At 71.0% G+C, this 26,144-nt stretch carries 24 protein-coding genes; 6 read left to right on the forward strand and 18 right to left on the reverse strand.

Translation table 11 applies throughout. The features are described 5' to 3' along the window. Window positions 1–91: 91 nt before the first annotated feature. On the reverse strand, window positions 92–1,054 hold the full coding sequence (locus ACIHIX_RS45215) for a 2-hydroxyacid dehydrogenase (RefSeq protein WP_399966510.1): 963 nt from the start codon (window positions 1,052–1,054) through the stop codon (window positions 92–94). A gap of 77 nt (window positions 1,055–1,131) precedes the next feature. Here ACIHIX_RS45215 and ACIHIX_RS45220 point away from each other — a divergent pair, with 77 nt between their 5' ends. Then, a complete protein-coding gene (locus tag ACIHIX_RS45220; protein ID WP_399966551.1) occupies window positions 1,132–2,130 on the forward strand; it encodes an aldo/keto reductase in 999 nt (332 codons plus the stop codon). A gap of 180 nt (window positions 2,131–2,310) precedes the next feature. Then, entirely contained in the window at window positions 2,311–3,462 is a 1,152-nt protein-coding gene (locus ACIHIX_RS45225) for a PQQ-dependent sugar dehydrogenase (RefSeq protein WP_399966552.1), read from the forward strand. Between the two features lie 8 nt (window positions 3,463–3,470). Here the strand turns inward: ACIHIX_RS45225 and ACIHIX_RS45230 are convergent, their stop codons facing one another. From ACIHIX_RS45230 to ACIHIX_RS45260, 7 genes are all read right to left on the reverse strand, one after another. Next, a complete protein-coding gene (locus ACIHIX_RS45230) occupies window positions 3,471–3,698 on the reverse strand; it encodes a DUF6191 domain-containing protein (protein WP_399966511.1) in 228 nt (75 codons plus the stop codon). Window positions 3,699–3,735: 37 nt separating this feature from the next. Beyond that, window positions 3,736–6,780 carry an AAA family ATPase gene (locus ACIHIX_RS45235; protein WP_399966553.1) on the reverse strand — a complete coding sequence of 1,015 codons (3,045 nt, stop codon included), beginning with the start codon at window positions 6,778–6,780 and terminating at the stop codon, window positions 3,736–3,738. Window positions 6,781–7,001: 221 nt separating this feature from the next. After that, window positions 7,002–7,187, reverse strand: coding sequence for a hypothetical protein (locus tag ACIHIX_RS45240; protein ID WP_399966512.1), 186 nt, complete (start codon window positions 7,185–7,187; stop codon window positions 7,002–7,004). A 196-nt stretch (window positions 7,188–7,383) separates the two neighbouring features. Then, a complete protein-coding gene (locus tag ACIHIX_RS45245; protein WP_399966513.1) occupies window positions 7,384–7,950 on the reverse strand; it encodes a hypothetical protein in 567 nt (188 codons plus the stop codon). Between the two features lie 35 nt (window positions 7,951–7,985). Beyond that, window positions 7,986–8,558 carry a GNAT family N-acetyltransferase gene (locus tag ACIHIX_RS45250; protein WP_399966514.1) on the reverse strand — a complete coding sequence of 191 codons (573 nt, stop codon included), beginning with the start codon at window positions 8,556–8,558 and terminating at the stop codon, window positions 7,986–7,988. Continuing rightward, complete coding sequence (locus ACIHIX_RS45255) at window positions 8,536–10,770, reverse strand: MMPL family transporter (RefSeq protein WP_399966515.1); 2,235 nt, start codon at window positions 10,768–10,770, stop codon at window positions 8,536–8,538. Before ACIHIX_RS45255 ends, ACIHIX_RS45250 begins: the two co-directional genes overlap by 23 nt. Window positions 10,771–10,962: 192 nt before the next feature. Next, window positions 10,963–11,265 carry a hypothetical protein gene (locus ACIHIX_RS45260; protein WP_399966516.1) on the reverse strand — a complete coding sequence of 101 codons (303 nt, stop codon included), beginning with the start codon at window positions 11,263–11,265 and terminating at the stop codon, window positions 10,963–10,965. Between the two features lie 138 nt (window positions 11,266–11,403). Here ACIHIX_RS45260 and ACIHIX_RS45265 point away from each other — a divergent pair, with 138 nt between their 5' ends. Continuing rightward, window positions 11,404–12,210 carry an SAM-dependent methyltransferase gene (locus ACIHIX_RS45265; RefSeq protein WP_399966517.1) on the forward strand — a complete coding sequence of 269 codons (807 nt, stop codon included), beginning with the start codon at window positions 11,404–11,406 and terminating at the stop codon, window positions 12,208–12,210. 53 nt (window positions 12,211–12,263) lie between these two features. Here the strand turns inward: ACIHIX_RS45265 and gatB are convergent, their stop codons facing one another. The 9 genes from gatB to ACIHIX_RS45310 form a co-directional block, all read right to left on the reverse strand. Further along, window positions 12,264–13,778 (reverse strand): Asp-tRNA(Asn)/Glu-tRNA(Gln) amidotransferase subunit GatB, encoded by a 1,515-nt coding sequence (gene gatB / locus ACIHIX_RS45270; RefSeq protein WP_399966518.1) that lies wholly within the window; start codon window positions 13,776–13,778, stop codon window positions 12,264–12,266. Between the two features lie 15 nt (window positions 13,779–13,793). Further along, window positions 13,794–14,033, reverse strand: a complete 240-nt coding sequence (locus ACIHIX_RS45275; RefSeq protein ID WP_329334408.1) for a hypothetical protein — start codon at window positions 14,031–14,033, stop codon at window positions 13,794–13,796. Beyond that, the gene (gene gatA, locus ACIHIX_RS45280) at window positions 14,030–15,535 is read right to left on the reverse strand and encodes an Asp-tRNA(Asn)/Glu-tRNA(Gln) amidotransferase subunit GatA (RefSeq protein ID WP_399966519.1); all 1,506 of its coding nucleotides are present in this window, start codon (window positions 15,533–15,535) and stop codon (window positions 14,030–14,032) included. The genes ACIHIX_RS45275 and gatA overlap by 4 nt, the downstream gene beginning before the upstream one ends. Window positions 15,536–15,541: 6 nt before the next feature. Then, window positions 15,542–15,838, reverse strand: a complete 297-nt coding sequence (gene gatC / locus ACIHIX_RS45285; protein ID WP_007384860.1) for an Asp-tRNA(Asn)/Glu-tRNA(Gln) amidotransferase subunit GatC — start codon at window positions 15,836–15,838, stop codon at window positions 15,542–15,544. A gap of 91 nt (window positions 15,839–15,929) precedes the next feature. After that, window positions 15,930–18,179, reverse strand: coding sequence for a putative bifunctional diguanylate cyclase/phosphodiesterase (locus tag ACIHIX_RS45290; RefSeq protein WP_399966520.1), 2,250 nt, complete (start codon window positions 18,177–18,179; stop codon window positions 15,930–15,932). Between the two features lie 270 nt (window positions 18,180–18,449). After that, window positions 18,450–20,642, reverse strand: a complete 2,193-nt coding sequence (gene ligA, locus ACIHIX_RS45295) for an NAD-dependent DNA ligase LigA (RefSeq protein WP_399966521.1) — start codon at window positions 20,640–20,642, stop codon at window positions 18,450–18,452. 15 nt (window positions 20,643–20,657) lie between these two features. Next, entirely contained in the window at window positions 20,658–21,665 is a 1,008-nt protein-coding gene (locus ACIHIX_RS45300; protein ID WP_399966522.1) for a methionine synthase, read from the reverse strand. A gap of 34 nt (window positions 21,666–21,699) precedes the next feature. Next, a complete protein-coding gene (locus ACIHIX_RS45305) occupies window positions 21,700–22,389 on the reverse strand; it encodes an SDR family oxidoreductase (protein ID WP_399966523.1) in 690 nt (229 codons plus the stop codon). A gap of 16 nt (window positions 22,390–22,405) precedes the next feature. Continuing rightward, a complete protein-coding gene (locus tag ACIHIX_RS45310) occupies window positions 22,406–22,945 on the reverse strand; it encodes a TIGR00730 family Rossman fold protein (RefSeq protein ID WP_399966524.1) in 540 nt (179 codons plus the stop codon). Between the two features lie 51 nt (window positions 22,946–22,996). Between ACIHIX_RS45310 and ACIHIX_RS45315 the strand changes: the two genes are divergently transcribed. Together ACIHIX_RS45315 and ACIHIX_RS45320 are read left to right on the forward strand one after the other, a co-directional pair. Beyond that, window positions 22,997–23,323 (forward strand): DUF427 domain-containing protein, encoded by a 327-nt coding sequence (locus ACIHIX_RS45315; RefSeq protein WP_399966525.1) that lies wholly within the window; start codon window positions 22,997–22,999, stop codon window positions 23,321–23,323. 29 nt (window positions 23,324–23,352) lie between these two features. Further along, entirely contained in the window at window positions 23,353–24,135 is a 783-nt protein-coding gene (locus ACIHIX_RS45320) for an alpha/beta fold hydrolase (protein WP_399966526.1), read from the forward strand. Here ACIHIX_RS45320 and mnmA read toward each other — a convergent pair. Continuing rightward, window positions 24,125–25,252 (reverse strand): tRNA 2-thiouridine(34) synthase MnmA, encoded by a 1,128-nt coding sequence (gene mnmA, locus ACIHIX_RS45325; RefSeq protein WP_399966527.1) that lies wholly within the window; start codon window positions 25,250–25,252, stop codon window positions 24,125–24,127. The two genes, ACIHIX_RS45320 and mnmA, sit on opposite strands and share 11 nt — an antisense overlap. A gap of 60 nt (window positions 25,253–25,312) precedes the next feature. Between mnmA and ACIHIX_RS45330 the strand changes: the two genes are divergently transcribed. Further along, entirely contained in the window at window positions 25,313–25,981 is a 669-nt protein-coding gene (locus ACIHIX_RS45330) for an N-acetylmuramoyl-L-alanine amidase (RefSeq protein WP_399966528.1), read from the forward strand. Window positions 25,982–26,144: the final 163 nt, after the last annotated feature.

The following is a 26,144-nucleotide window of genomic DNA, read 5'->3' on the forward strand; positions in this document are numbered from 1 at the left end:
CGTGACGACCAGCGGTGATGTGAGCACGGACCGCGTCCGGGAGGTTGCGGAGGGTACCGGAAGCGGATTACACGGTTGTTGCTCCGCGGATCTACGCGCTCCCGGAACCCGTAGTAAGGATCACGTTGCGCAGGGGTTCCCGGTTCACGAAACGTCCCAACTGGTCCAGCAGGAGCCGCTTCGCGCGCGGCAGGAACGCGGACGTGGGTCCGCCGACGTGCGGGCTGATGAGGACGCCCGGCGCCTGCCAGAGAGGGTGCCCCGCGGGGAGCGGTTCGGGGTCCACCACGTCCAGGGCGGCGGTGAGACGGCCGCTCTCCAGCTCGGCGAGGAGCGCCTTGGTGTCGACGACGCCTCCGCGCGCGACGTTCACGAGGAGGGCGCCGTCCTTCATCCGGGCCAGGAACTCCCCGTTCACCAGGGAGCGGGTGGAGTCGTTCAGCGGCGTGGAGAGGATGACGACGTCCGCCTCGGGCAAGAGGGCGGGCAGATCGGTGAGCGGGTGCACCGGTCCGCGCTCCGTAGTGCGCGCGGAGCGCGCGACGCGCGCCACCCGCGCGACCTCGAACGGTACGAGCCGGTCCTCGATGGCGGCCCCGATGGACCCGTACCCCACGATGAGGACGTTCTTGTCGGCGAGCGCGGGACGGAAGTCGCCCTGCCAGTGCTCCTGTTGCTGGGCCCGCACGAAACCGGGGATGCCGCGCAGAGAGGCGAGCGTCAGGGTCAGGGCGAGCTCGGCGGTGCTCGCCTCATGCACACCGCGCGCGTTGCACAGCCGTACGCCGGGTGCGAGGTCGGACAGCTGTGCCATGACGTCGTCGACGCCGGCGGTGAGCGTCTGGACGAGCTGAAGGTTGCGCATCTCCTTCAGCGGGCGGACCTTCACGGGCTGCCGCTTCATGTACGGCACCACGTAGACGACGCAGTCGGCCGGGTCCCCGGGATACTCCTGCTCCCCTGTCTCACCCCCGTCCCAGAACAGGTAGCGGGGGCCCTCGGGAAGCCCCGCGATCTCGTCCGGCGGGATGGGAAGCCACACGTCAGCGCTCATGGTCATGAGGCTATGTCAGGCGTGTGAGCACGCAGAGGTTAGGTTGTGGGGTGCCGGAAGAGGAGGGTCACGAGCAGGTGGAGCGCAGGACGATCGGCGCGGGGGCACTCGCGGTGGGGGCCGTCGGACTCGGCTGTATGCCGATGAGCTGGGCGTACAGCGGGTCACGGCAGCGGGGCGAGGAGTCGCTGCGGGCCGTGCACTCAGCGCTCGACGCGGGCACGACGCTCCTGGACACGGCCGACATGTACGGCCCGTTCACCAATGAGCTGCTGGTGGGGCGGGTGTTGAAGGAGCGGCGCGAGGACGCGTTCGTGTCGACCAAGGTCGGTCTGCTGGTGGGCGAGCAGCACGTCGTGGCCAACGGCCGCCCCGGGTATGTGAAACGGGCGTGCGACGCCTCACTGCGGCGCCTGCAGACCGATGTCATCGACCTCTACCAGCTGCATCGCGCGGACCCCGAGGTCCCGGTCGAGGAGACCTGGGGCGCGATGGCGGAGCTGGTGCGGGCGGGAAAGGTGCGGGCGCTGGGCTTCTGCGCGATGGGCGCACGGGGCGGCCGCCGGTCCGGGGCGCGTCTGTACGACGCGACGATCAAGCAGCTCCAGCGGGTGCAGCAGGTCTTCCCGGTGAGCGCGGTGGAGGCGGAGCTGTCGGTGTGGTCGCCGGAGGCGCTGGAGTCGCTGCTGCCGTGGTGCCAGGCCCGGGGCATCGGCTTCCTGGCGGCGATGCCGCTGGGCAACGGCTTCCTGACCGGGACGCTGACGCCGGGCGAGGGCTTCGAACCGGACGACCTGCGCGCCCGCCACCCCCGCTTCACGGCCGAGATGATGGCCGCCAACCAGCCGATCATCGCGGGCCTGCGGCGCATGGCGTCCCGGCACGGTGACGACGTGACCCCGGCGCAGGTGGCGCTGGCGTGGGTGCTGGCCCAGGGCGGGCACGTGGTGCCGGTACCGGGCACCAAACAGGAGCGGTGGGCGCGGGAGAACGCCGAGGCGGCGGGGCTGCGCCTCTCCGCACAGGACCTGGCGGAGGTGCGGGAGCTGCCGGGGGCGCTGGGGTCGTGGGACTGAGGTCCCGGGCGGCCGGGGCTGAGATCCTGGGGGTGTGAGGCGCTCTCGCGCTGCTTTCACGCCGCTTTCGCGCAGCCCGCTCGCATCGGCTCGTGGAGATCGGGAACCCGCGGGGCGCGAGCGGTGTATGAAAAGGAGAACCCGCCGCGTCGAAGGGACCAGATCGTGCAACGTCGAGTTGTGACGGCCGTGTTGGCCGCGACCACGCTCCTGCTGGCGGCCGGCTGCTCCTCGGACGACGGTGAGGGCTCCGCCGGCGGCGGCGCGACTCCGAGCGGTACGACGTCGAGGTCCGCGTCCTCCCCCACCGAGCAGGCCGCCGAGGAGACACCCCCGGCGAAGGGCTCGGTGAAGGTGCTGCGCACGGTCGCGACCGGCCTGGACACCCCCTGGGGCGTGGCCCCGCTGCCCGACGGCGATCTGCTCGTCTCCTCCCGGGACAAGGGCACCATCACCCGGGTCGACACGGAGACGGGCAGGAAGACGGAGCTGGGCGAGGTCCCGGGGGTCTCCCCGGCCGGCGAGGGCGGCCTCCTGGGCCTGGCCCTCTCCCCCGACTACGCCTCGGACCACATGGTGTACGCCTACTTCAGCTCGGCTTCCGACAACCGCATCGTCCGCATGCTGTACGAGGAGAAGAAGCCGTCCGGCGAGCAGCTGGGCGCACCGGACACTGTCTTCAAGGGCATCCCCAAGGGCTTCATCCACAATGGCGGCCGGATCGCCTTCGGCCCCGACAAGATGCTCTACGCGGGCACGGGCGAGAGCGGCGACACCGGCCTCTCCCAGGACAAGAAGTCCCTCGGCGGCAAGATCCTGCGCCTCACCCCGGAGGGCGAACCCGCTCCGGGCAACCCCTTCCCCGACTCCCCCGTGTACTCCTATGGCCACCGCAATGTGCAGGGCCTCGCCTGGGACCCCGAGCAGCGGCTGTTCGCCTCGGAGTTCGGCCAGGACACCTGGGACGAGCTGAACGCGATCAAACCGGGCGACAACTACGGCTGGCCCGAGGCCGAGGGCACGTCGGACGACTCCGGCTTCCACAACCCGACAGCCCAGTGGGCCACGGACGACGCCTCCCCCAGCGGCATCGCCTACGCCGAGGGCTCGCTATGGATGGCAGGTCTCAAGGGCCAGCGTCTGTGGCGCATCCCGCTGAGGGGCACGGAGGCCTCCGCCGACCCCCAGCCCTTCCTGAAGGGCGAGTACGGCCGGCTGCGCACGGTGGTGTCGGCGGGCGGCGCCAAGCTGTGGCTGGTCACCAGCAACACGGACGGACGGGGGAACCCGAAGGACGGGGACGACCGGATTCTGGAGATCCAGGTGAGCTGACCGATTGCCTACGCAGAGGGCTCGTCCTGTGCCCCGTCCTGCGTCCCGTCCTGCGTCCCGTCCTCTGTCTCGTCCGGCTCCGGACGCCGTACGACGACCTTTCCCGACGAGAGATCTATCGGCCCGTGTCCGGGGTCACCGTCACCCACGTCGACCCGCGTCAGTTCCAGTCGGTTCTGTTCGTCCCGGGTGTGTTTTCGACCGGGTGCGAACAGTTCCTCGAAAGGGTTGAACACAGGACCTCCCTAGGCCGGTCACTTACAGCGTAAAACGTCACCCCGCCGTCCGACTCGAGAGATGCTCGGCGGGGAACAGCCCCAGCCGATGGGCCACCGCCGCCGCCTCGCCACGCCCCGAGACACCCAGCTTGGCGAGGATGTTCGACACATGGACGCTGGCCGTCTTCGGGGAGATGAACAGTTCCTCGGCGATCTGGCGGTTGGTGCGTCCGGCGGAGACCAGGCGCAGCACATCGCGTTCCCGGCCGGTGAGGCCGAGGGCCTCGGCCTGGTCGGCGGGGGCCGGGGCCTGCTTCGGGACATGGGCGAGGCCGAGGCGGGCGCGCTGGGCGAGCCGGGTGACGGCGTCGGTCAGCGGGCGGGCGCCGAGGTGGTCGGCGACGGCGTGGGCGAGGCGGAGCAGCTCCGTGGCGCGGTCGCGCTCGTCCTCGCCGCCGACGGTGAGGAGGGACTCGGCGAGGCGGTGGCGGACGCGGGCGAGGTCGTAGGGCCGGTCCAGGGTTTCGAAGGCGGCGGTGACCGCGGCCCAGTCTTCGGGGTCGCTGTACCCCTCGGCGCGCAGCAGTTCGGCGCGGACCCAGTGTTCGTGGGCGTGCCAGACGGGCGCGTTGGTGGTGAGGGTCTTGGCGGCCTCGCGGATGCCCTGGAGGATCTCGGCGCGGCCGGCGTCGGTGGCGGGCAGTCCGAGCGCGTCGGCCTCCGCCGCGGCGGCGGTCAGGAGCAGCGGCCAGCCGTAGCGCTGGGTGTCGGGCGGGAAGCCCTCGTCCAGGGCGCGTTGGAGTGCGGCGCGGGCGTCCAGGAGGCGGCCTTCGCCCGCCGTGAGGCCGATGGAGATGCGGGCGAGGGGCATCTCGTGCTGGGGCGCGCGGTCATGGGTGCCGAAGTGACCGCGGGCCGCGGCGAGTTGGCTGCCGCACTCGGCCAGGTCGCCGCGGGTCAGGGCGAGTTCGGCGCGGAGGGTGGCGCGGAAGCCGCGGGATTTCGCGCTCTGGCCGACGTGTTCCGACTTGCCGGCGGCCGTGGCGGCCTCGTCCCAGCGGCCGAGGCTGAAGAGGGACTCGGCGAGGTTGCCCCAGACCCAGGCCTCGCTGTCGAGGAGGCCGAACTTCCGGGTGTGGGCGACGCCTTCCTCCAGGATGGGCACGGCTTCGGCGGAGCGTCCGACGGCTTCGAGGGCGTCGGGCAGATTGACGTAGACGCGGGCGGCGATGGCGGTCATGCCGTTCTCGGTGGTCTGCCGTCTGACCTCGAACATCTCCTTCAGGCCGGCTTCGAGGTCGCCGGAGTGGACGATGAGGCTGCCGAGGGTGAGCCGGGCGCTCATCTCGGTCTCGCGGGCGCCGACCATGCGCGCGTACTCCACGGCGCGTTCGGCGGCGGTGAAGGCGTCGGGGCCGGGGACGTGCACCATGGACCAGTTGGCGACATGGGCGAGGACGTCGGCGTGCACCTCGGAGGGCGGCAGGCCGCGGACCAGGTCCTGTGCGGTGGCGAGCTCCTGCCAGCCGTTGCCGCGGGCGAGCGCCTGCACCAGCCGGGAGCGCATCACCCAGAACCAGGCGGCGCGCACCGGATCGCCCTCTTCCTCCAGCAGGTGCAGGGCCCGCTTGGTGATCTTCAGGGCGCGTTCCCGTTCACCGGCGAGCCGGCCGGCGACGGCGGCCTCGGCCATCAGGTCGAGGTAGCGGAGCGCGGTGGTGGCCGGGTCGCAGCCGCAAGGAGGGAAGGCCTCGGTGTAGTCGACGGGGCGCAGCGCGGCCCGGACGTCCCCCGGGGCGGTGTCCCACAGCTCCATCGCGCGTTCCAGGAGCCGGAGTTGTTCGGAGAAGGCGTGCCGGCGGCGGGCGGTGACGGAGGCGTCCAGGACGGCGGGCAGGGCCTTGGCGGCGTCATGGGCGTGGTACCAGTAGCTGGCCAGGCGCATGACCCGGGCGTCGGCCGCGACCAGGGTCGGGTCGGCCTCCAGGGCCTCGGCGTAGCGGCGGTTGAGCCGGGAGCGTTCGCCCGGCAGCAGGTCGTCGCTGACCGCCTCGCGGACCAGGGAGTGCCGGAAGCGGTAGCCGTCGCCGTCGGGGGCGGCGCTGAGGATGTTGGCGTTGACGGCGGCGCGCAGGGCCTCGATGAGGTCGTCCTCGGCGAGCCGGGCGACGGCGGCGATCAGCCGGTACTCGACGGTGGAACCGCCCTCGGCGACGATCCGGGAGACCCGCTGGGCGCTCTCCGGCAGCCCTTCGACCCGTACGAGGAGCAGGTCGCGGAGGGAGTCGGTGAGGCCGGTGCAGCAGCCCTCGTGGGCGGCGACGGCGAGTTCCTCGACGAAGAAGGCGTTGCCGTCGGAGCGTTCGAAGATCTCGTCGACCTGCGCCGGGTCGGGTTCGGCGGCGAGGATGCCGGCGATCTGGCGGCCGACCTCGGTGCGGTTGAAGCGGCCGAGTTCGAGGCGGCGGACGGTGCGCAGCCGGTCGAGTTCGGCGAGCAGGGGGCGCAGCGGGTGGCGGCGGTGGATGTCGTCGGCGCGATAGGTGGCGACGACGACGAGGCGGCCGGTGCGCAGGGTGCGGAAGAGGTAGGCCAGGAGGTGGCGGGTGGAGGCGTCGGCCCAGTGGAGGTCCTCGAGGGCGACGACGACGGTGCGGTCGGCGGCGACGCGTTCCAGGAGACGGGCGGTGAGTTCGAAGAGACGGGCCATGCTCTGCTCGTCATGGCGTCCGGCGGGGGCCTCACCCAGTTCGGGCAGGAGCCGGGCCAGTTCCTCCTCCTGCCCGGCGGCTGCGGCGGAGAGTTCGTCGGGCAGTTCGCGGCGCAGGGCGCGCAGGGCGGTGGAGAAGGGGGCGAAGGGCAGTCCGTCGGCGCCGATCTCCACGCAGCCGCCGAGCGCGACGACCGCGCCCCGGCCGCAGGCGGTGGTCGCGAACTCCTCGACGAGGCGCGTCTTGCCGACCCCGGCCTCGCCACCGATCAGCAACGCCTGGGGCTCCCCCGCGGCGGCACGGGCGAGCGCGTCGTTCAAGGTGTCGAGTTCGTCGGAGCGACCGACGAACACGGGACTGACGGACCTGGTCTCCACGGGCCCGAGCATCGCACGCGGGTCCGACAGCGCGGCACCGGTTTTCGCCGAGGGCGCGATCTTGCCGCCCCACCCGTGGCCGGAAACGCCCGGGGAAACGCCCTCCGACGCCGCCCCGGCGTACGGGACGGCGTCGGAGGCCGGTGGAGCTTTGACTGTCAGTGGTGCGTCGGCTGCGGGGAGGACGGCCGTGTCCGTGGCCGACGTACGGCCGTCCTCCCTCCCCCCGGCGCTCACGCGGTGCGCAGGAACCGGTGCCGGCGGGAGCGGCCGGTATGCACCTCGCTCTCGGCCTCGCGGCCGGCTGCCTCGCGGCGGGCGGCGCGGCGGCCCTGGACCGCCTCGCGGACGAGACGCTCGTGCTGGGCCCGGCGGATCAGTTCGTCGGAACGGAGCTGGGAGAGCTCGTACTCGTACATGTGGTGTCCCTTGTGAGATGCGGTTTCGTGCTTCGCTTTCTGCGATGCCTCAACCTTCGTCTCCAAGGCGGGTGCGCCACATCGGGAGAGTTCCGCATCTTCGGCGGCCGGTGGGGCCTTAGACGTGCGGGAGGGGCCTCAGAACCTGCCTAAGGTGCTTACGGCGGTTCTAAGACCCCTCGTGGCCTGCGGCGACTCAGCTGGTGGAGGGCAGTCCGAGCAGGACGTCGGTGTACTTGAGGACGGCCAGGAGCAGGCCGATGACGCCGAGCGCGACACCCGCCCAGGAGACCGACCTGATCCAGACGGCCTGCGGCTTGCCGGGCGTCCCGAAGGCGGGCCGGGCCAGCACCGCGACGCCGACGATCAGCGCGGCGAGCGCGAAGAGGCCGCCCCAGAGCGCGGTGGTGTGCCAGGCGTCGCCGTACACCTCCTTGACCTGCGTGGCGACGCTGGCGGTCGACGAGGTCTGGAGCTGGCCGACGAGGGTCTCGCGGGCGGCGGCGACGGTGGCGATCCAGCCGCCGGTCAGCGAGACGAGGCCGAGCCCGGCGGAGACCACGGCGCCCGCGCCCTGACCGACGCCGGTCGGGCCCTCCTGCTCGGTGTCGGCGAGGCCCTCGGGCTCGTCGACGTCGTCGGTGTCATCGGAGTCGTCGGCCTCGGTCGTCTCGTCGACCTTGGTGACGTCGAGCTTCTCCTCGTCGGTCGTCGTCTCGGGGCCCGTCGCGGTCCCGGTCTCGTCCACAGTCTTGGTTCCCATGCCTCGCACCGTACGGACGGAGTCTGAGAGGTCTCTTAATGATCGTTGTGAGCGGCACGCGCGTGTGCCTCACGCCACTCGGGTGCCAGCACCGACCAGACCTCCAGATCGTGCCGCACCCCGCGATAGGGATGCGCCTGCCGGTGCACTCCGTCGCGGGTCAGGCCCAGGCGCCTGGCCACGTTCAGGCTGGCGGTGTTCCCGGCGGCGGCGACCCATTCGACGCGGTGGATGCCGCGTTCCTCGATCACGTGGTCGATGAGCACGCGCATCGCCCGGGTGATCAGCCCGCGCCCCGTGGCGGCGGGCTCCAGCCAGCAGCCGACCTCGGTGTTGCCCTGGGCTGCGTCGAAGTTGAGGGTCAGGACGCCGCCGACGAGCTTTCCGTCGAGCCAGATGCCGTGGTAGCCGCCGGTGTCGTCCACCCGCATCTGGGCGTACTTCCGGAGCGTCTCCCGCGCGGACTCGACGTCGACGACCTGGGAGCCGAAGCGGATGAACTGCCCGATGAACTCCCGGCCCCGCTCCAGGTTCGCCAGGAACTCCTCGGCGTGCCACGGCTCCAGCGGCCGCAGTTGCGCCCCGTCACCCAGCGATATCGCGTACATCCTCGTCCCGCTCCTTCTCGATGTCCCCCACGACGGCGTCCACCCTTTCATGGGCGGCACGGCACTCGGGCGGCTCGATGCTGATGCGGGGCATCCTGCGGTCCAGCCAGCGCGGCAGCCACCAGTTGGCGCCGCCGAGCAGATGCATGAGGGCCGGGACGAGCAGCGTACGGAGGACGAAGGCGTCCAGGGCGACCGCGGCGGCCAGCGCGATGCCGAACATGGCGATCACGCGGTCGCCGCTGAGGACGAAGGCGAGGAAGACCGAGATCATGATGACGGCGGCGGAGTTGATCACCCGGCTGGTCTCGGCGAGCCCGACCCGCACGGCCCGCCGGTTGTCGCCGGTCTCCAGCCACTCCTCGTACATCCGGCTGACCAGGAAGACCTGGTAGTCCATGGAGAGCCCGAAGAGCACGGACACCATGATCACGGGGAGGAAGGGCTCGATCGGCCCGGCCCTGCCCAGTCCCAGCAGCTCGCTCCCCCACCCCCACTGGAAGACCGCCACGACCACCCCGAACGCGGCGGCCACGGCGGCGACGTTCATCGCGGCGGCCTTCAGCGGGATGCCGACGGACCGGAAGGCGAGCAGGAGCAGCAGACAGCCGAGCCCGATGACGACCCCGACGAACAGCGGCAGCTTGCCGACGATGACATCGGCGAAGTCGTCGTACGACGCCGTCACCCCGCCGACCTGGAGGTCCAGGGACGTGCCGGTCTCGGCGCGGGGCAGTACCTCGGTGCGCAGCCGGTCGACGAGGTCGCTGGTCTGCTGCGACTGCGGGGACGAGGTGGGGACGATGGTGAAGTAGCCGGTGTCGCCGCCCGCGTCGTAGGTGACCGGCGTCACGGAGGCGACGCCCTCGGTGGTACGGATGGTGGCGTCGAGGTTGTCCAGGAGCAGCTTGTCCTCGGCGCTGTCGACGTGGGTGACCAGGGTGAGCGGGCCGTTGACGCCGGGGCCGAAGCCGTCGGCGAGCAGGTCGTAGGCCTGCCGGGTGGTGGCGGAGGTCGGGTTGTTGCCCTGGTCGGAGGTGCCGAGGCGGAGCCCGAGGGTGGGCAGCGCCAGGACGGTGATGACCACCAGGGCGATGGCGCCGAGGAGCTTGGGGTGGCGTTCCACGAACGCCGACCAGCGGGCGGCGAGCCCGGTCGGCAGCTCCGGCTGGGGCCCGTGTTCCACGAGGTGCCGTCGCTCGCGTCGGCTCAGGGCGCGCATGCCGATGAGGGACAGCAGGGCGGGCAGCAGCGTGACGGAGGCGGCGACGGTCAGGACGACGGTGAGCGAGGCGGCGATCGCGACGCCGTTGAGGAAGCCGAGCTGGAGGATCAGCATCCCGAGCAGGGCGATGCAAACGGTGGCACCCGCGAAGACGACGGCCCGACCGGTGGTGGCGACGGCGTTCTCGATGGACTCGGCGACGTCCAGCCCGCGTTTCAGCCCGCGCCGGTGGCGGGTGACGATGAACAGCGCGTAGTCGATGCCGACGCCGAGCCCGATCAGCATGCCGAGCATGGGCGCGAAGTCGGCGACGGTCATGGCATGCCCGAGCAGCACGATCCCCGCGTACGCCGTGCCGACGCTGACCAGCGCGGTCGCGATCGGCAACAGGGAGGCGGCGAGCGAACCGAAGGCGAGGAAGAGCACCAGCGCGGCGACGGCCACCCCGACCACCTCGGCGACATGGCCGCCCGACGACTCGGTGAGCGCGATGGCGCTGCCGCCCAGCTCCACCTGGAGTGCCTTCGAGTCGGCGCTCTCGGCCGCCGACACGACCGCCCGCACCTCGGCCGGGTCGAGGTTCTCGGCCCGGTCCTCGAAGGTGACCGTGGCGTACGCCGTACGGCCGTCGGAGCTGATCTGCGCGCCGTTCCGGCCGTCGTACGGGCCGACCACGGACGCCACCCCGGGCAGGTCGGCGATCTTGTCGAGGGTCTGCGTCATCGTCTGCTCGACGGCGGCGGCGCGCACGGTGCCCGTGCCGGTCGTGGTGTGCCAGACGACGGTGTCGCTGTCCCCGCCGAGCTGCGGGAACCCCTCCTGGAGCAGCTGGGTGGCGCGGCCGGACTCGGTGCCGGGGACCTCGTAGTCGTTGGAGTACGCGGAGCCCGTGAGGGCGGCGGCGGTGCTCACCCCGCCGAGAGCGAGGAGCCACAGCAGAACGACGACCAGTCGACGTCGGACACACCAGCGCGCGAGGGCTGCCACGTTGCTGCTCCCAGGGGTGAATTGTGGATCTTTGACCGGGAACAGTCGTTCATGTGGTGAACAGCCCGCAAAGAACGCATGAGCAATGCGAGGACCACTCTTGCAGGCAGAAATGATCCTTTATGCCGTTCGTGGGTTTATTCACAGGAGTGGGAGGCAGATCACAGGACAGTAACGACCGCTCTGTCACCCTCAGTCGAACTGGTCGCCCCACGCCATCACCATCACACCCACGATCAGCAGCCACAGCGCCCGCCGGGTGCGCCCCCGGGAGCCGAGGACCGCCGCGAGCACACACACGGCGGCGCCGAACGCGTAGGCGGCCGGCACCAGCGTGGGCGCGGTGCCGCTCAGCCGGAGCACCGCCGCCGCCAGGCCCGCGAGGGCCAGCAGCCCCCCGGTCCCGGACGCCGTCCAGCGGGCCCGCCGGGCGTCAAGGACCTGCTCGTCGTACTCCTCCTGTATGTCGGAGTCGGAATCCGGGTGCGCGTTCATGGCGGGCGAGCGTAGCGTGTCCGGCTGAGAATCCCCGGGCTGTCCGCCCCTGGCCGAAGCAGGTGCATTGTTTGAGCGTCCGACCGAGCTCCGACGTATCCCTTTCCGTCTTCCCGGACTCAAGGAGCCCGTTCACCGATGCCAGACATCACCACCCCGAGGTCCTCGGACGATGACCTCACCCGGCGGCTGACGCACGCCCGCTACCCGCGCAGCAACCACTACGACGTCCGCTGGGTCATCGAGAACCAGATGGGCCCGAACGCGCTGTGGCTGCTGGAGTGGCTCGCGCCCGCACTCGGACTGGACGCCCTGCGCCCGTGCGCCCGCGTCCTCGACCTGGGCTGCGGCCGGGCCATGACCTCGGTCTTCCTGGCCAGGGAGTACGACGTCCAGGTCACCGCGGCCGACCTGTGGGTCAAGCCCGACGAGAACGCACAGCGCATCGCCGAGGCCGGCTTCGCCGACCGGGTGCTGCCCGTGCACACCGAGGCGCACGCCCTGCCGTTCGCCGAGGGCAGCTTCGACGCGATCGTGAGCATCGACGCGTACCAGTACTTCGGTACGAACGACCTCTACCTGCCCACCTTGACCCGGCTGCTGAAGCCGGGCGGGCGGATCGGGATCGTCGTACCGGCGGTGCGGGAGGAGATCACCGGCGTGGAGCCGCCGGAGCATCTCAAGGAGTACTGGGAGCCCGACTGGTGGTGCTTCCACTCCGCCGAGTGGTGGCGCCGCCAGTGGACCCGCAGCGGGGCCGTCGAGGTCGAGACGGCCGACTGGCAGCCGGACGGCTGGCAGGACTGGCTGCTGTGGTGCGACGTCGTCGCCGAGGAGAGCCCGGAGGAGTTCCATCGCGACATGGCGCGCCGGGTGCGCGAGGCGGTCCGGGCCGACCAGGGCCGGGCGCTGGGTTTCGTACGACTCGTAGGACGCCGTAAGTAGAGAGCACTACGGCCCCGGAAGGCATCCTTCCGGGGCCGTACGCGTCGGTGGGCTCAGCCCTCGCTGACGCCCAGCTTCTCCAGGATCAGCTCCTTGACGCGGGCCGCGTCGGCCTGACCGCGGGTGGCCTTCATGACCGCGCCGACCAGGGCACCGGCCGCGGCGACCTTGCCGGAGCGGATCTTGTCGGCGATGCCCGGGTTGCCGGCGATGGCCTCGTCGACGGCGGTGCCGAGGGCACCCTCGTCGGAGACGACCTTCAGACCGCGCTTGTCGACGACCTCGTCCGGGGTGCCCTCGCCCGCGAGAACGCCCTCGATGACCTGACGGGCCAGCTTGTCGTTGAGGTCGCCCTTCGAGACGAGCTCGGTGACCCGGGCGACCTGCGCCGGGGTGATCGCCAGCTCGTCCAGCGACTTGCCCGACTCGTTGGCGCTGCGCGCCAGTTCGCCCATCCACCACTTGCGGGCGGAGGCCGCGTCGGCCCCGGCGTCGATCGTGGCGACGATCGGGTCCAGGGCACCCGCGTTGAGGATCGCCTGCATCTCGGTGGCCGAGATGCCCCACTCCGCAAGGAGTCGGTTACGGCGGACCAGCGGCAGCTCCGGCAGAGCGGCGCGGATCTCCTCGACCCACTCACGCGAGGGGGCCACGGGGACCAGGTCCGGCTCCGGGAAGTACCGGTAGTCCTCGGCCTCCTCCTTCACGCGGCCCGAGGTCGTGGACCCCGTGTCCTCGTGGAAGTGCCGGGTCTCCTGGATGATCGTGCCGCCTCTGTTCAGGACCGCGGCGTGCCGCTGGATCTCGAACCGGGCCGCACGCTCCACGGAACGCAGCGAGTTGACGTTCTTGGTCTCGGAACGCGTGCCGAACTTCTCGCGGCCGTGCGGGCGCAGCGACAGGTTCACGTCGCAGCGCATCTGCCCCATCTCCATGCGGGCTTCCGAGACACCGAGCGCCTTGATGACCTCGCGCAGCTCACGGACGTACGCCTTGGCGACCTCGGGAGCGCGCTCGCCCGCGCCCTCGATCGGCTTGGTGACGATCTCGATGAGCGGGATACCGGCCCGGTTGTAGTCCAGCAGCGAGTGCGACGCGCCGTGGATACGACCCGTCGCGCCGCCCACGTGGGTCGACTTGCCGGTGTCCTCCTCCATGTGGGCGCGCTCGATCTCCACGCGGAAGGTCTCGCCGTCCTCCAGCTGTACGTCGAGGTAGCCGTTGAAGGCGATCGGCTCGTCGTACTGGGAGGTCTGGAAGTTCTTCGGCATGTCCGGATAGAAGTAGTTCTTCCGGGCGAAGCGGCACCACTCGGCGATCTCGCAGTTCAGCGCGAGACCGATCTTGATCGCCGACTCGACACCGGTCGCGTTGACGACCGGGAGCGCGCCGGGCAGGCCGAGGCAGGTGGGACAGGTCTGCGTGTTGGCGTCCTGACCGAGCTCGGTCGAACAGCCGCAGAACATCTTGGTCTTGGTGCCGAGTTCGACATGGACCTCAAGGCCCATGACGGGGTCGTACGACGCCAGCGCGTCCTCGTACGACACCAGGTCGGTCGTGGTGGTCACGGTGAAACTTCCCTCTCAGCCCAGCAGGACGTCGTCGTCGCCCAGCCGCTTCAGCTCGCGGTACAGGATGGCGAGGCCGGTGACGATCGCGACCGCGGAGACGGTGGCGTCGATCAGCCGGAGCGTGTCCTGCTCGGTGCGGGCCCTCTTGATCTGCTTGGCGACACTCAGCGCGCCGAACGCGGTGGTGGCCATCGACAGGTACGTACCGGACTTGGACTTCTTGAAGTCCTTGGCCTTGGTCAGCTTGCTCACAGCGACGGTGCCTCCTCGAGGAGCGGGTGCCCCCACTTTTCCACGAAGGCGGCCTCGACGGCTGCGCCGACCTTGTACAGCCGGTCGTCCTTCAGCGCCGGGGCGATGATCTGGAGGCCGACCGGGAGGTTGTCCTCGGGCGCCAGACCGCACGGCAGCGACATCGCCGCGTTGCCCGCGAGGTTCGTCGGGATGGTGCACAGGTCCGCGAGGTACATCGCCATCGGGTCGTCGGCACGCTCGCCGATCGGGAAGGCGGTGGTGGGCGTGGTCGGCGACACGATGACGTCGACCTGCTCGAAGGCCTTCTCGAAGTCGCGCGTGATGAGCGTGCGCACCTTCTGGGCGGAGCCGTAGTAGGCGTCGTAGTACCCGCTGCTGAGCGCGTACGTGCCGAGCATGATCCGTCGCTTCACCTCGGGGCCGAAGCCCGCCTCACGGGTGAGGGAGGTGACCTCCTCGGCCGAGTGGCTGCCGTCATCGCCGGTCCGCAGGCCGTAGCGCAGGCCGTCGAAGCGGGCGAGGTTGGACGAGCACTCCGAGGGCGCGATCAGGTAGTACGCCGACAGGGCCAGGTCGAAGGAGGGACAGTCCAGCTCGACGATCTCCGCGCCCAGCTCCTTGAGGAGGGCGACGGACTCGTCGAAGCGCTGGATGACACCGGCCTGGTAGCCCTCGCCGCGGAACTGCTTGACGACGCCGACGCGCATGCCCTGGACACTGCCGTTGCGGGCGGCCTCGACGACCGGCGGGACCGGGGCGTCGATCGACGTCGAGTCCAGCGGGTCGTGCCCGGCGATGACCTCGTGCAGCAGCGCCGCGTCCAGGACCGTACGGGCGCAGGGGCCGCCCTGGTCGAGGGAGGACGAGAACGCCACCATGCCGAAGCGGGAGACCGCGCCGTACGTCGGCTTCACGCCGACCGTGCCGGTGACGGCGGCCGGCTGGCGGATGGAACCGCCGGTGTCGGTGCCGATGGCGAGGGGCGCCATGTGCGCGGCGAGCGCGGCCGAGGAGCCGCCGCCGGAGCCGCCGGGGATGCGGGTGAGGTCCCACGGGTTGCCGGTGGGGCCGTAAGCGCTGTTCTCGGTGGAGGACCCCATGGCGAACTCGTCCATGTTGGTCTTGCCGAGGATGACGACGTCGGCGGCCTTGAGCCGCTTGGTGAGGGTGGCGTCGTACGGCGGGATCCAGCCCTCGAGGATCTTCGAGCCGACGGTCGTCGGGATGCCCTCGGTGGTGAAGATGTCCTTCAGCGCGAGCGGCACACCGGCGAGCGGGCCGAGCTTCTCGCCCTTGGCGCGCTTCTCGTCGACGGCGCGGGCCTGGGCCAGCGCGCCCTCGCGGTCGACGTGCAGGAAGGCGTGCACCTTCTCGTCGACGGCCTCGATACGGGCCAGGTGGGCCTCGGTGACCTGCACGGCCGTGAGCTCACCGGAAGCGATCTTCGCGGCGGTCTCGGCGGCGGTGAGCTTGATGATGTTGACGTTGATGTCCGTCATGACTTCTTAGTCCTCCCCCAGGATCTGCGGCACCTTGAAACGCTGCTGCTCCTGGGCCGGGGCGCCGGAGAGCGCCTGCTCGGGGGTGAGCGACGGACGGACCTCGTCCGCTCGCATGACGTTCGTCAGCGGGAGCGGGTGCGAGGTCGGCGGTACGTCTTGGTCGGCGACCTCACTGACGCGTGCGACCGCGCCGATGATGTCGTCCAGCTGTCCCGCGAAGTGCTCGAGCTCTTCGGGCTTCAGCTCCAGACGCGCCAGCCGTGCGAGGTGGGCGACCTCCTCGCGCGTGATGCCAGGCATGCAGCGATCCTCTGGGGGTGAGTGCGTGTGGTTTGGGGCCAATCCTATGGGGCGAGCGCCTCTGGCCGTTAAACGGATTCGGAGGGGGTGTTCACTCCGCCGCGGGCAAGGCCGCCTTCGGCCGCTGCCAGCCCCGCGAGCCCCTGGCCCGCAGCCACGCCGTCGTCTCCTCCGGCGGCATCGCGGCGGCCACCAGCCAGCCCTGTACGGCGTCGCAGCCCAGGTCGCGCAGGCGTTCCCAGGTCTCGTCGTCCTCGACGCCCTCGGCGACGACCAGCAGGCCGAGGGAATGGGCGAGGTCGACGGTGCAACGCACGATCTCGGCGTCCTCGGCGTCGACGGCGAGACGGGCCACGAACGAGCGGTCGATCTTCAGTTCACTGACGGGGAGCCGGCGCAGATGCACCAGGGAGGAGTAGCCGGTGCCGAAGTCGTCGAGGGACATCTTCACGCCGTGGCCGGTCAGCCCGGCGAGGGTGTCGGCGGCGCGCTGCGGGTCCTCCAGGAGGACGTGCTCCGTTATCTCCAGCTGGAGCGAGCCCGCGGGGACACCGTGGCGGGCCAGGCGGGCGGCGACCGAACCCGCGAAACCGGGGGTGTGCACGTCGCGTGGGGAGACGTTGACCGCGACCGGGACGTACAGCCCCTGGGCGCGCCACTGGGCGACCTGGGCGAGCGCGGTGTCGAGGACGTACTCCGTGAGATGGGGCATCAGCCCGGAGGACTCGGCGATGGCGATGAACTCGTCCGGCGGCACCTTCCCGCGCTCCGGGTGCACCCAGCGGACCAGGGCTTCGAGGCCGGCCACCTGTCCGTCGAAGCGGACCTTGGGCTGGTAGTGCAGCTCGACCTCGCGGGCGTCGAGTGCGCGACGCAGGTCGCCCAGCAGACCGAGCCGGTCGGGGGTGTTCGAGTCCCGCTTGGACTCGTAGACCTCCACGCCCGTACGGTCCCGCTTCGCCTGGTACATCGCCACGTCCGCCCGGCGCAGCAGGCCCTCGGCCTCCAGGGCGTGGTCGGGGAAGACGGCGACTCCGGCGCTGGCCTCCAGGACGAGGGTGAGCCCGTCGAGGTCGAGCGGGGAGCTGAGGGCCGAGACGAGGTTGCGGGCGACGCGGGTCGCGGACGTCGTGGAGTCGGCGACCGGCAGTAAGACGGCGAACTCGTCACCGCCGAGCCGCGCGGCCTCCGCTCCGCGCGGCAGGGCCTGTTGCAGCCGGTCGGCTATCTGGAGGAGCAGTCGGTCACCGGCGAGGTGGCCGAGGGTGTCGTTGACCGACCGGAACCGGTCGAGGTCGATGAGCATGAGGGCCGAGCGGGCGCCGATGCGTTCGGCGTCGTCCAGGGCGGTCCAGATGCGTTCGAGGAGCCATTGCCGGTTGGGGAGCCCGGTCAGCGGGTCGCGCAGCTGTTCCTCGGCGCGGGCCCGGGCCATCCACAGGGTGGAGTCGAGGGCTATCAGCGGGATCGAGAACAGCGGCAGCAGCACCGGCTTGGCCACGGCGACGACGCAGACCAGCGGGGCGATGCCGAGCAGCGCGACCGCGACCAGCCCCTGTCTGACCAGGGCGGTGCGGGCGACCGTGGGCAGTCCGCCGGTGCGCGGGGCGTGCAGATACCACAGCAGGGTGCGGGTGACCGCGAGATAGGTGGCCGCGACGAGGACGATCTCGGGGACCGTGTAGAGGGTCCAGGTGTCGGGGTTCCAGGGGGTTTCGACGGTCGGTACGCGGCCGAAGGCGGCGAGTATCAGCGCGCCGGCGGCGATGCCGAGGATGTCCACCGCGCCGTGCAGGACGCCCTGCCGCCAGCGGTGGCGCCTGGCTATGCCGACCAGGACGACGACGGTGAGGCTGACCATGCCGGCCGGTACCCAGCCGTAGAGCATCAGGACGGCGAGGGTGAGGGCGGCGCCGGAGCCGGTGCCGCCCCACCAGCGGGCGCGGCCGAGCGCGACCAGATGGCCGACGATGACGCCGGTCAGCACGGCGAGGGCCCAGCCGACGGCGCCGGACGGAAAGAGGGCGTGGCTTCCGGTGAACGCCCGGTAGAACCCCGCCCCCAGCACGAACCCGGCCGCCGCGACGACCCCGGCGGGCAGCGCGGGCCAGGACAGATGCCGCTCGTGCTCGGCCCCGGGCAGTCCGGGGGTGCGGTCGGCGGTGAGCTGGGCGGTGCGGTCGTCCACGGTGGTGTACGGTCCGGCGGGCATGGTGGGTCCGGTGGCTCGCCCCTCGTCGCGCGGGCGCTCCGCGGTGCCCGTCACGCGGCGGCTCCCCCGCCAAGCGCCGGCCATCCGGCGCAGCCGTGAGTACGGGGCGGCGCTCTCGGTCGGTTCCATTCCCGTCCCTCTCACAGCCGGCGGTGCCCACGCCACGCGGCCCGTTGCCCGACAAACCCGCTACGGCGCCGCGTTGGAACATCCTGCCCCGTGCTCCTGAGGAGCACGGGGTTGCCCCAACCGCAGCTGGGCACGGCAGGCGCACGTCTCAACAGTAGGCCGCAGAAGGCTTCCACGGGCAGCGGTCGTCGACGGTTGCCCGAATGCGCCCCGGCCACCCGTATGCATCTGGTATGCGCCGATCGGGTGGCCTTCAACCGCTGCTCCGCCCTACTCCTCGATGGGAAGTGCGACTTCGGCGGCTGCTTCCGGACCCTGTTCCAGCAGGACGGTGAAGCCGTCCTCGTTCAGAACAGGCACCTTGAGCTGCATCGCCTTGTCGTACTTCGAACCAGGATTGTCACCCACAACCACGAAAGACGTCTTCTTGGAAACAGAACCGGTCACTTTCGCTCCGCGCGACTGAAGGGCGTCCTTGGCGCCGTCGCGGGTGAAGTTCTCCAGGGTGCCGGTGACGACGACGGTGAGCCCTTCGAGGGGGCGGGGGCCCTCGTCCTCTCCGGTGCCTTCCTCTTCGAAGGAGACTCCGGCCGCCTTCCACTTGCGGACGATCTCACGGTGCCAGTCCTCGGCCAGCCACTCCTTGAGGGACTTGGCGATGATCGAGCCCACGCCGTCGGTGTTGGTCAGCTCCTCCTCCGTGGCCTGCTCGATCCGCTCGATCGAGCGGAACTCACGGGCCAGCGCCTGGGCTGCCACGGGTCCGACATGGCGGATCGAGAGCCCGTTGAGGAACCGGGCGAACGGACGGCTCTTGGCCTCCTCGATGTTCTTGAGGAGCGCCAGCGTGTTCTTCTTCGGCTCGCCCTCCTGGTTGGCGAAGACGGTGACGACCTTCTCCTCGCCCGTCTTGGGGTCACGCTTGGGCAGGCCGCTGTCCTTGTCGCGGACGTATGCCTTGATCGGGAGCAGCTTCTCCACGGTCAGGTCGAACAGGTCGCCCTCGTCGACGAGCGGCGGATCCGTGGGCTCCAGCGGCCGGGTGAGCGCGGCGGCGACCACGTCGCCGAAGTGCTCGATGTCCAGGCACTCCCGGCCGGCGAGATAGGAGACACGCTCTCTCAACTGGGCCGGGCAGGTGCGGGCGTTGGGACACCGCAGATCGATGTCGCCCTCCTTCATGGCCTTGAGCGGCGTCCCGCACTCCGGGCACTCGGCCGGCATCACGAATTCGCGCTCGCTGCCGTCGCGCAGGTCGACCACCGGGCCGAGGATCTCTGGGATGACGTCACCGGCCTTGCGCAGCACCACCGTGTCGCCGATGAGCACGCCCTTGGCCTTGACGACGTCCTGGTTGTGGAGGGTGGCGAACTCGACCTCGGAGCCCGCCACCGTCACCGGTTCGACCTGGGCGTACGGCGTCACGCGACCGGTTCGACCGACACCGACCTTGATGTCGATCAGCTTGGTGTTCACCTCTTCCGGCGCGTACTTGTACGCGATCGCCCAGCGCGGCGCGCGTGCCGTGGAGCCGAGGCGGCCCTGGAGGCGGATCTCGTCGAGCTTGACGACCGCCCCGTCGATCTCGTGCTCCACCGAGTGCCGGTTCTCGCCGAAGTAGGCGATGAACTCCCGTACGCCGTCGAGGTCGTCGACCACCCTGTTGTGCTGGGCGGTGGGCAGGCCCCAGGTCTTGAGGAGGTCGTAGCCCTGGGAGAGGCGGGTCATGCCGTCGAAGCCCTCCAGAGCGCCGATGCCGTGCACGACCATGTGGAGCGGGCGGGTGGCGGTGACGCGCGGGTCCTTCTGGCGCAGCGAACCGGCCGCCGCGTTGCGCGGGTTGGCGAAGGGCTTGTCGCCGGCCTCGACCAGGCGGGCGTTGAGCTCCTCGAACTTCTCCATCGGGAAGTAGACCTCGCCGCGGATCTCCACGAGGTCGGGCACCTTGTCGCCCTTGAGACGGTCCGGGATCTCGGCGATGGTGCGGACGTTGGGCGTGATGTCCTCGCCGGTGCGGCCGTCGCCGCGGGTCGCCGCGCGCGTGAGCCGTCCGTGCTCATAGGTGAGGTTGACGGCGAGGCCGTCGACCTTCAGCTCGCACAGGAGGTGGTACTCGGCGCCGCCGACGTCCTTGGCGACCCGCTCGGCCCAGGCGGCCAGCTCCTCGTCGCTGAAGGCGTTGTCCAGGGAGAGCATGCGTGAGCGGTGCTCGACGGACGTGAACTCGGTCTCGTACGCCCCCGCGACCTTCTGGGTCGGCGAGTCGGGCGTGCGCAGCTCCGGGTACTCGTCCTCCAGCGCCTCCAGGGACCGCAACAGCTTGTCGAAGTCCGCGTCGCTGATGACGGGCGCGTCCTTCACGTAGTACCGGAAGCGGTGCTCCTCGATCTGCTCAGCGAGCTGCGCGTGCTGGTCCCGCGCCTTCGCGGGCACCGTCGTATCCGCTTGCTTGTCGCCGGCCACCGTGTTGTCCTCCCGTTACTCTGGGTTGTCCGCGAGAGATCTCGCCGCCTGGACGCAGTGGGCGAGCGCCCTGCGCGCGTACTCCGGGGAGGCCCCCGCGAGGCCGCACGCCGGAGTGATGGTCACCGCCTCCGCGAGAAGCCCCGGATGCAGCCCCAGCCTGCGCCACAGCGTCCTGACACCCATGACGCTACCGGCAGGGTCTGACAATCCCGAGTCCGTGCCCGGTACGACACCGGCGAAGAGCCGGGTGCCCCCTTCCACGGCCTCGCCGATCGCGTCGTCGTCACGCTCGGTGAGGAGCGAGAAGTCGAAGGAGATCGCCGCCGCGCCCGCCCGGCGCAGCAGGGCGAACGGGACGTCCGGTGCGCACGAGTGGACCACGACGGGCCCTTCGCCGTGAACCCCGACGACGTCGCGGAGCGTGGACTCGACGATCTGCCGGTCGACGGCGCGGTGGGTGCGGTAGCCGCTGGCGGTTTTGACGTGCCCGCGGAGCACGGCGATGAGCGAGGGCTCGTCGAGCTGGAGGACGACCTGGGCGCCGGGGACCCTGCGCCGCACCTCGGCGAGATGCTGCCGCAGTCCCTCGGCGAGCGAGCCGGCGAGGTCGCGGCAGGCGCCCGCGTCGGAGAGGACGGACTCGCCGTTCCGCAGCTCCAGGGCGGTGGCGAGGGTCCAGGGGCCGACGGCCTGCACCTTCAGCTGTCCCTCGTACCCCTGGGTGAACTCCTCCAGCGCGTCGAGGTCTTCACCGAGCCACGACCACGCCCGTCTGGTGTCCCGGCCCGGCCGGTCCCCGAGCCGCCAGCCGCTGGGCTCCACGCGCGCGTACAGCTCGACGAGCATCCCCGCGGTACGGCCGATCATGTCGGCGCCGGGTCCGCGGGCGGGGAGCTCGGGCAGGAACGGGAAGTCCTCGAAGGAGCCCGTGGCCGTCCTGGCGGCTTCCCGGGCGTCCCCGCCGGGCAGGGAGCCGACGCCGGTGGCGGGGGCGAAGGTGAACTGGCTGTTGGCACTCACCGGGACAGCGTATGCAACCCCGCCGACCGCTCCGTCAGCGTCCCGGCCGTACGGTCAGATCGTTGACCTCCGCGTCCCTGGGCAGGTCGAGCGCCATCAGGATCGTCGTCGCCACCGACTCGGCGTCGATCCACTTCGCGGCGTCGTACTCCTTGCCCTCCTGCTGGTGGACCTTGGCCTGCATGGGGCTCGCCGTGCGGCCGGGGTAGACCGAGGTGACCCGGACGCCGTTGCCATGCTCCTCGTGGCGCAGGGAGTCGGCGAGGGCCTTGAGGCCGTGCTTGGACGCGGCGTACGCGGACCAGTCGGCGTGGGCGTTGAGGCCCGCGCCCGAGTTCACGAACACCACATGGCCGCGGGCGACGCGGAGTTGGGGCAGGAAGTGGCGGGTCAGCTCGGCCGGGGAGACGAGGTTGACGTTCAGCTGGTGACGCCAGGACTTCGGGGTGAGGTCGCCGACCGGTCCGAGGTCGACGACTCCGGCGATGTGCAGGAGCGAGTCGACCCGGTCGGGGAGCGACTGGTGGGAGAAGGCCCAGGACAGCTTGTCCGGGTCCGCCAGGTCGCCCACGAGCGTCCGCGCGCCGGGGAACTCCGCCGCCAGTTCCTTCGCGCGGCCCGCGTCGCGCGCGTGGAGGACGAGGTCGTCGCCGCGCGCGTGGAGGCGGCGGGCGACGGCCGCGCCGATGCCGGAGCCCGCCCCGGTGATCACATGTGTAGCCATGGTCGTCATCGTCGTACTACGCGATGCCCTGGCCCTCCTCCAGGTACGCGAGCGCCCCCACCGGCTCCTCCGCGAAGAACACCAGGTCGGTCAGCGGGAGCGGCAGGAAGCCCTCGTCCTCCATGCGGCGGAACTGCTCCTTCAACCCGTCGTAGAAGCCCGCGGTGTTGAGCAGGACCACCGGCTTGTCGGTGTGGCGGTGCTTCTTCAGCTCCAGGATCTCGGTGGCCTCGTCGAGCGTGCCGGTGCCGCCGACCATGATCACGATCGCGTCGGCCTTCTCCAGGAGCAGCCTCTTGCGCTCGGCGAGGTCCTTGGCGATCACCATCTCGTCGACGCCGGGGCGGACCTTGGCGGCGAGGAACTCCACCGACACCCCGACGAGCCGGCCGCCCGCCTCCTGCACGCCGTCGGCGACGACCTTCATCAGGCCGACGTCGGAGCCGCCCCACACGAGCGTGTGCCCGCCCTTGCCCAGCAGTTTCGCGAACTCGCGCGCGGGGCGCGTGTAACGGTCGTCGAGGTCGGCGGCGGAGAGGAAGACACAGATACGCATGAGGCCACCGTACGCGGGAAGAACCGGGGGCCCGCGAGCGCTCTTCCTCTCATGGCCCCAGGACACACGATCACCATCGAGCAAGGCGACCGGCACGTGCGCGTGGTGCACGGCGACCAGGTCCTCGCGGAGACCCGCCGACCGCTGCTCCTCAGGGAGACGGGCAGTCCGGTGCGGTACTACATACCCGCCGAGGACGTCCGCCTCGACCTCCTGACCCCGTCCGAGACCCACACCTACTGTCCGTTCAAGGGCACGGCATCCTACTGGTCGCTGCCGGACGCGGCGGACCTGGTGTGGTCCTATCCCGACCCCAAGCCGGACGTCGCGCGGATCAAGGGCCACCTCTGCTTCTACGAGGTGGAAATCCCCGATTAGTTCCCTGGCCGGTGGCAGTCTCCACAGGCATGGACAAGAAGACTCTCTCCCGGGACGGCACTTCGATCGCCTACGAGCTCGGCGGCCATGGCCCGGCAGTCATCCTGATCAGCGGCGCGATGTCCACCGGCGGCACCGTCGCGCCCCTGGCGGCGGCGCTCTCCGACCGCTTCACCGTCCTCTGGTACGACCGGCGGGGCCGCGGCGAGAGCGGCGACACGGCGCCCTACGCGGTGGCGCGTGAGGTGGAGGATCTCGGCGCGCTGATCGCGGCGGCGGGTGGCGAGGCGTGTCTGTGGGGCGTCTCGTCCGGCGGGGCGCTGGTGCTGGAAGCGGCGGCGAGCGGGCTGCCGGTGCGCAAGGTCGCCGTGTACGAGACACCGTTCGCCGACTTCTCCGAGCAGGGTGCGAAGGAGCGCGCCGAGTACACCGAGAACCTGACGGCGGCGCTGGCGGAGGGCCGTCGTGGGGACGCGGTCGAGTTGTTCCTCCGGCTCACCGGTATGCCCGACGAGATGATCCAGGGCGCCCGCCAGTCCCCCGTGTGGCCCGGTATGGAGGCCGCCGCGCCGAGTCTCGCCCACGACAACGCCGTCATGGGCGACGGTCTGCTGCCCCGGGAGCGGCTGGCCTCGATCACCGTCCCCGTCCTGGCCGTCGCGGGCGGCGCGAGCCCCGACTGGCTCCAGGAGGCAACGCGAGCGGTCGCGGAGACGGTGCCGCGAGGCTCGTACCGGAACCTGGCGGGTCAGACCCACATGGTGGATCCGAACGCCCTGGCTCCGGTGCTCGCCGAGTACTTCACGCGGTAGCGGCGGCCGTCGCGCGCGCGGTCGTCGCGATCGTCGCCGAGCCCACCACGCGCGTGCCGTCGTACAGCACGATCGCCTGGCCGGGGGCCACCCCGCGGACGGGCTCCACGAAGGACACCCGCAACTCGCCGTCGGCCAGTTCCGCGGTCACCTCGGTCTCGCCGCCGTGGGCGCGGAGCTGGGCGGTGTAGGTGCCGGGGCCGGTCGGGGCCGTGCCGCACCAGCGGGGCTTGATCGCGGTGAGGGCGCTCACGTCCAGGGACGCGGCCGGACCGACCGTCACCGTGTTGTCCACCGGGGAGATGTCGAGGACGTAGCGGGGCTTGCCGTCGGCGGCCGGGGTGCCGATGCGCAGGCCCTTGCGCTGGCCGATGGTGAAGCCGTACGCGCCCTCGTGGGTGCCGACCTTCGAGCCGGACTCGTCGAGGATGTCGCCCTCTGCCTTGCCGAGCCGGTTCGCGAGGAAGCCCTGGGTGTCGCCGTCGGCGATGAAGCAGATGTCGTGGGAGTCGGGCTTCTTGGCGACCGCCAGTCCCCTGCGCTCGGCCTCGGCGCGGATCTCGTCCTTCGTCGTCACCGTGTCGCCGAGCGGGAAGAGGGCGTGGGCCAACTGCTTCTCGTCCAGGACGCCGAGGACGTACGACTGGTCCTTCGCCATGTCGGAGGCGCGGTGCAGCTCGCGGGAGCCGTCCTCGCCGACGATCACCTGGGCGTAGTGGCCCGTGCAGACCGCGTCGAAGCCGAGGGCGAGGGCCTTGTCGAGCAGGGCCGCGAACTTGATCTTCTCGTTGCAGCGCAGACACGGGTTGGGGGTGCGCCCGGCCTCGTACTCGGCGACGAAGTCCTCGACCACGTCCTCGCGGAAGCGGTCGGCGAGGTCCCAGACATAGAACGGGATGCCGATGACGTCGGCCGCGCGGCGGGCGTCGCGTGAGTCCTCGATGGTGCAACAGCCACGCGCGCCCGTGCGGAACGATTGCGGGTTCGCCGAGAGGGCGAGGTGGACACCGGTCACGTCATGGCCGGCCTCGGCGGCGCGGGCGGCGGCGACGGCGGAGTCCACGCCGCCGGACATGGCGGCGAGGACACGGAGGGGGCGCTGCGTGGAGTGAGTCATAACTCCTCCAGGGTACGGGGGCGCGGGAACCGGAGCCCACGAGTATCCGTTCACGATCACATGGGGGCGACAGAGGCATCCAAGGACGGCGACCGGCGCATCGGGCGTCGCGCCCTGCTGATCGGCGGGGCGGCCGCCGCGGTGGGCACCGGTGTGCTGGCCCGGGACGAGCTGGCGCGGCTGTGGTGGCGCACGCCGGGGGTGGAGAAGCCGCGCGTGGCGGGCGCGGTCGACTTCCGGGGCGCGAAGTGGGTGGCCGCCTCCGACGCGAACTGGCGGCGCGCCGACCGGCCCGACGACTACGGCATAGACATGGTGATCATCCATGTCACCCAGGGCAGCCTCTCCAGCGCGGTGAAGGCCTTCCAGGACCCGGGCCACCAGGCGGCGGCGCACTACATAGTCGGCCAGGACGGCCGCGTGACTCAGATGATCCGCGAGCTGGACGTGGCGTACCACGCGGGCAACCGCGACTACAACGAACGCAGTGTCGGCATCGAGCACGAAGGATTCGTGGACCGGCCGCAGGACTTCACCGACGCCATGTACGAGGCGTCCGCGCGGCTCACGGCCGGGATATGCGCGCGCTACGACATATCGGTCGACCGCGAGCACATCATCGGGCACGTGGAGGTGCCGGGGACGGACCACACCGACCCCGGCAAGCACTGGGACTGGGACCGGTATCTGAAGCTCGTGCGGAAGGCGCGGTCGGCCACCGCGACCTGAAGCTGTGATGCAGCTCACATGTTCGCGTTATCGTGAACAATCCGTGAAAGCTCCGCGCCCGATGTGTCCTGCACTCCGATGCTGACCTGCGGCGCGCCAACTTGGCTTTTCTTCAAGGGAGTTGAGGTGCGAAAGGGGTTCTTCAGAGTCCACAGGAATCCCG

This window comes from Streptomyces sp. NPDC051913, assembly GCF_044593635.1.
Taxonomy (GTDB): domain Bacteria; phylum Actinomycetota; class Actinomycetes; order Streptomycetales; family Streptomycetaceae; genus Streptomyces.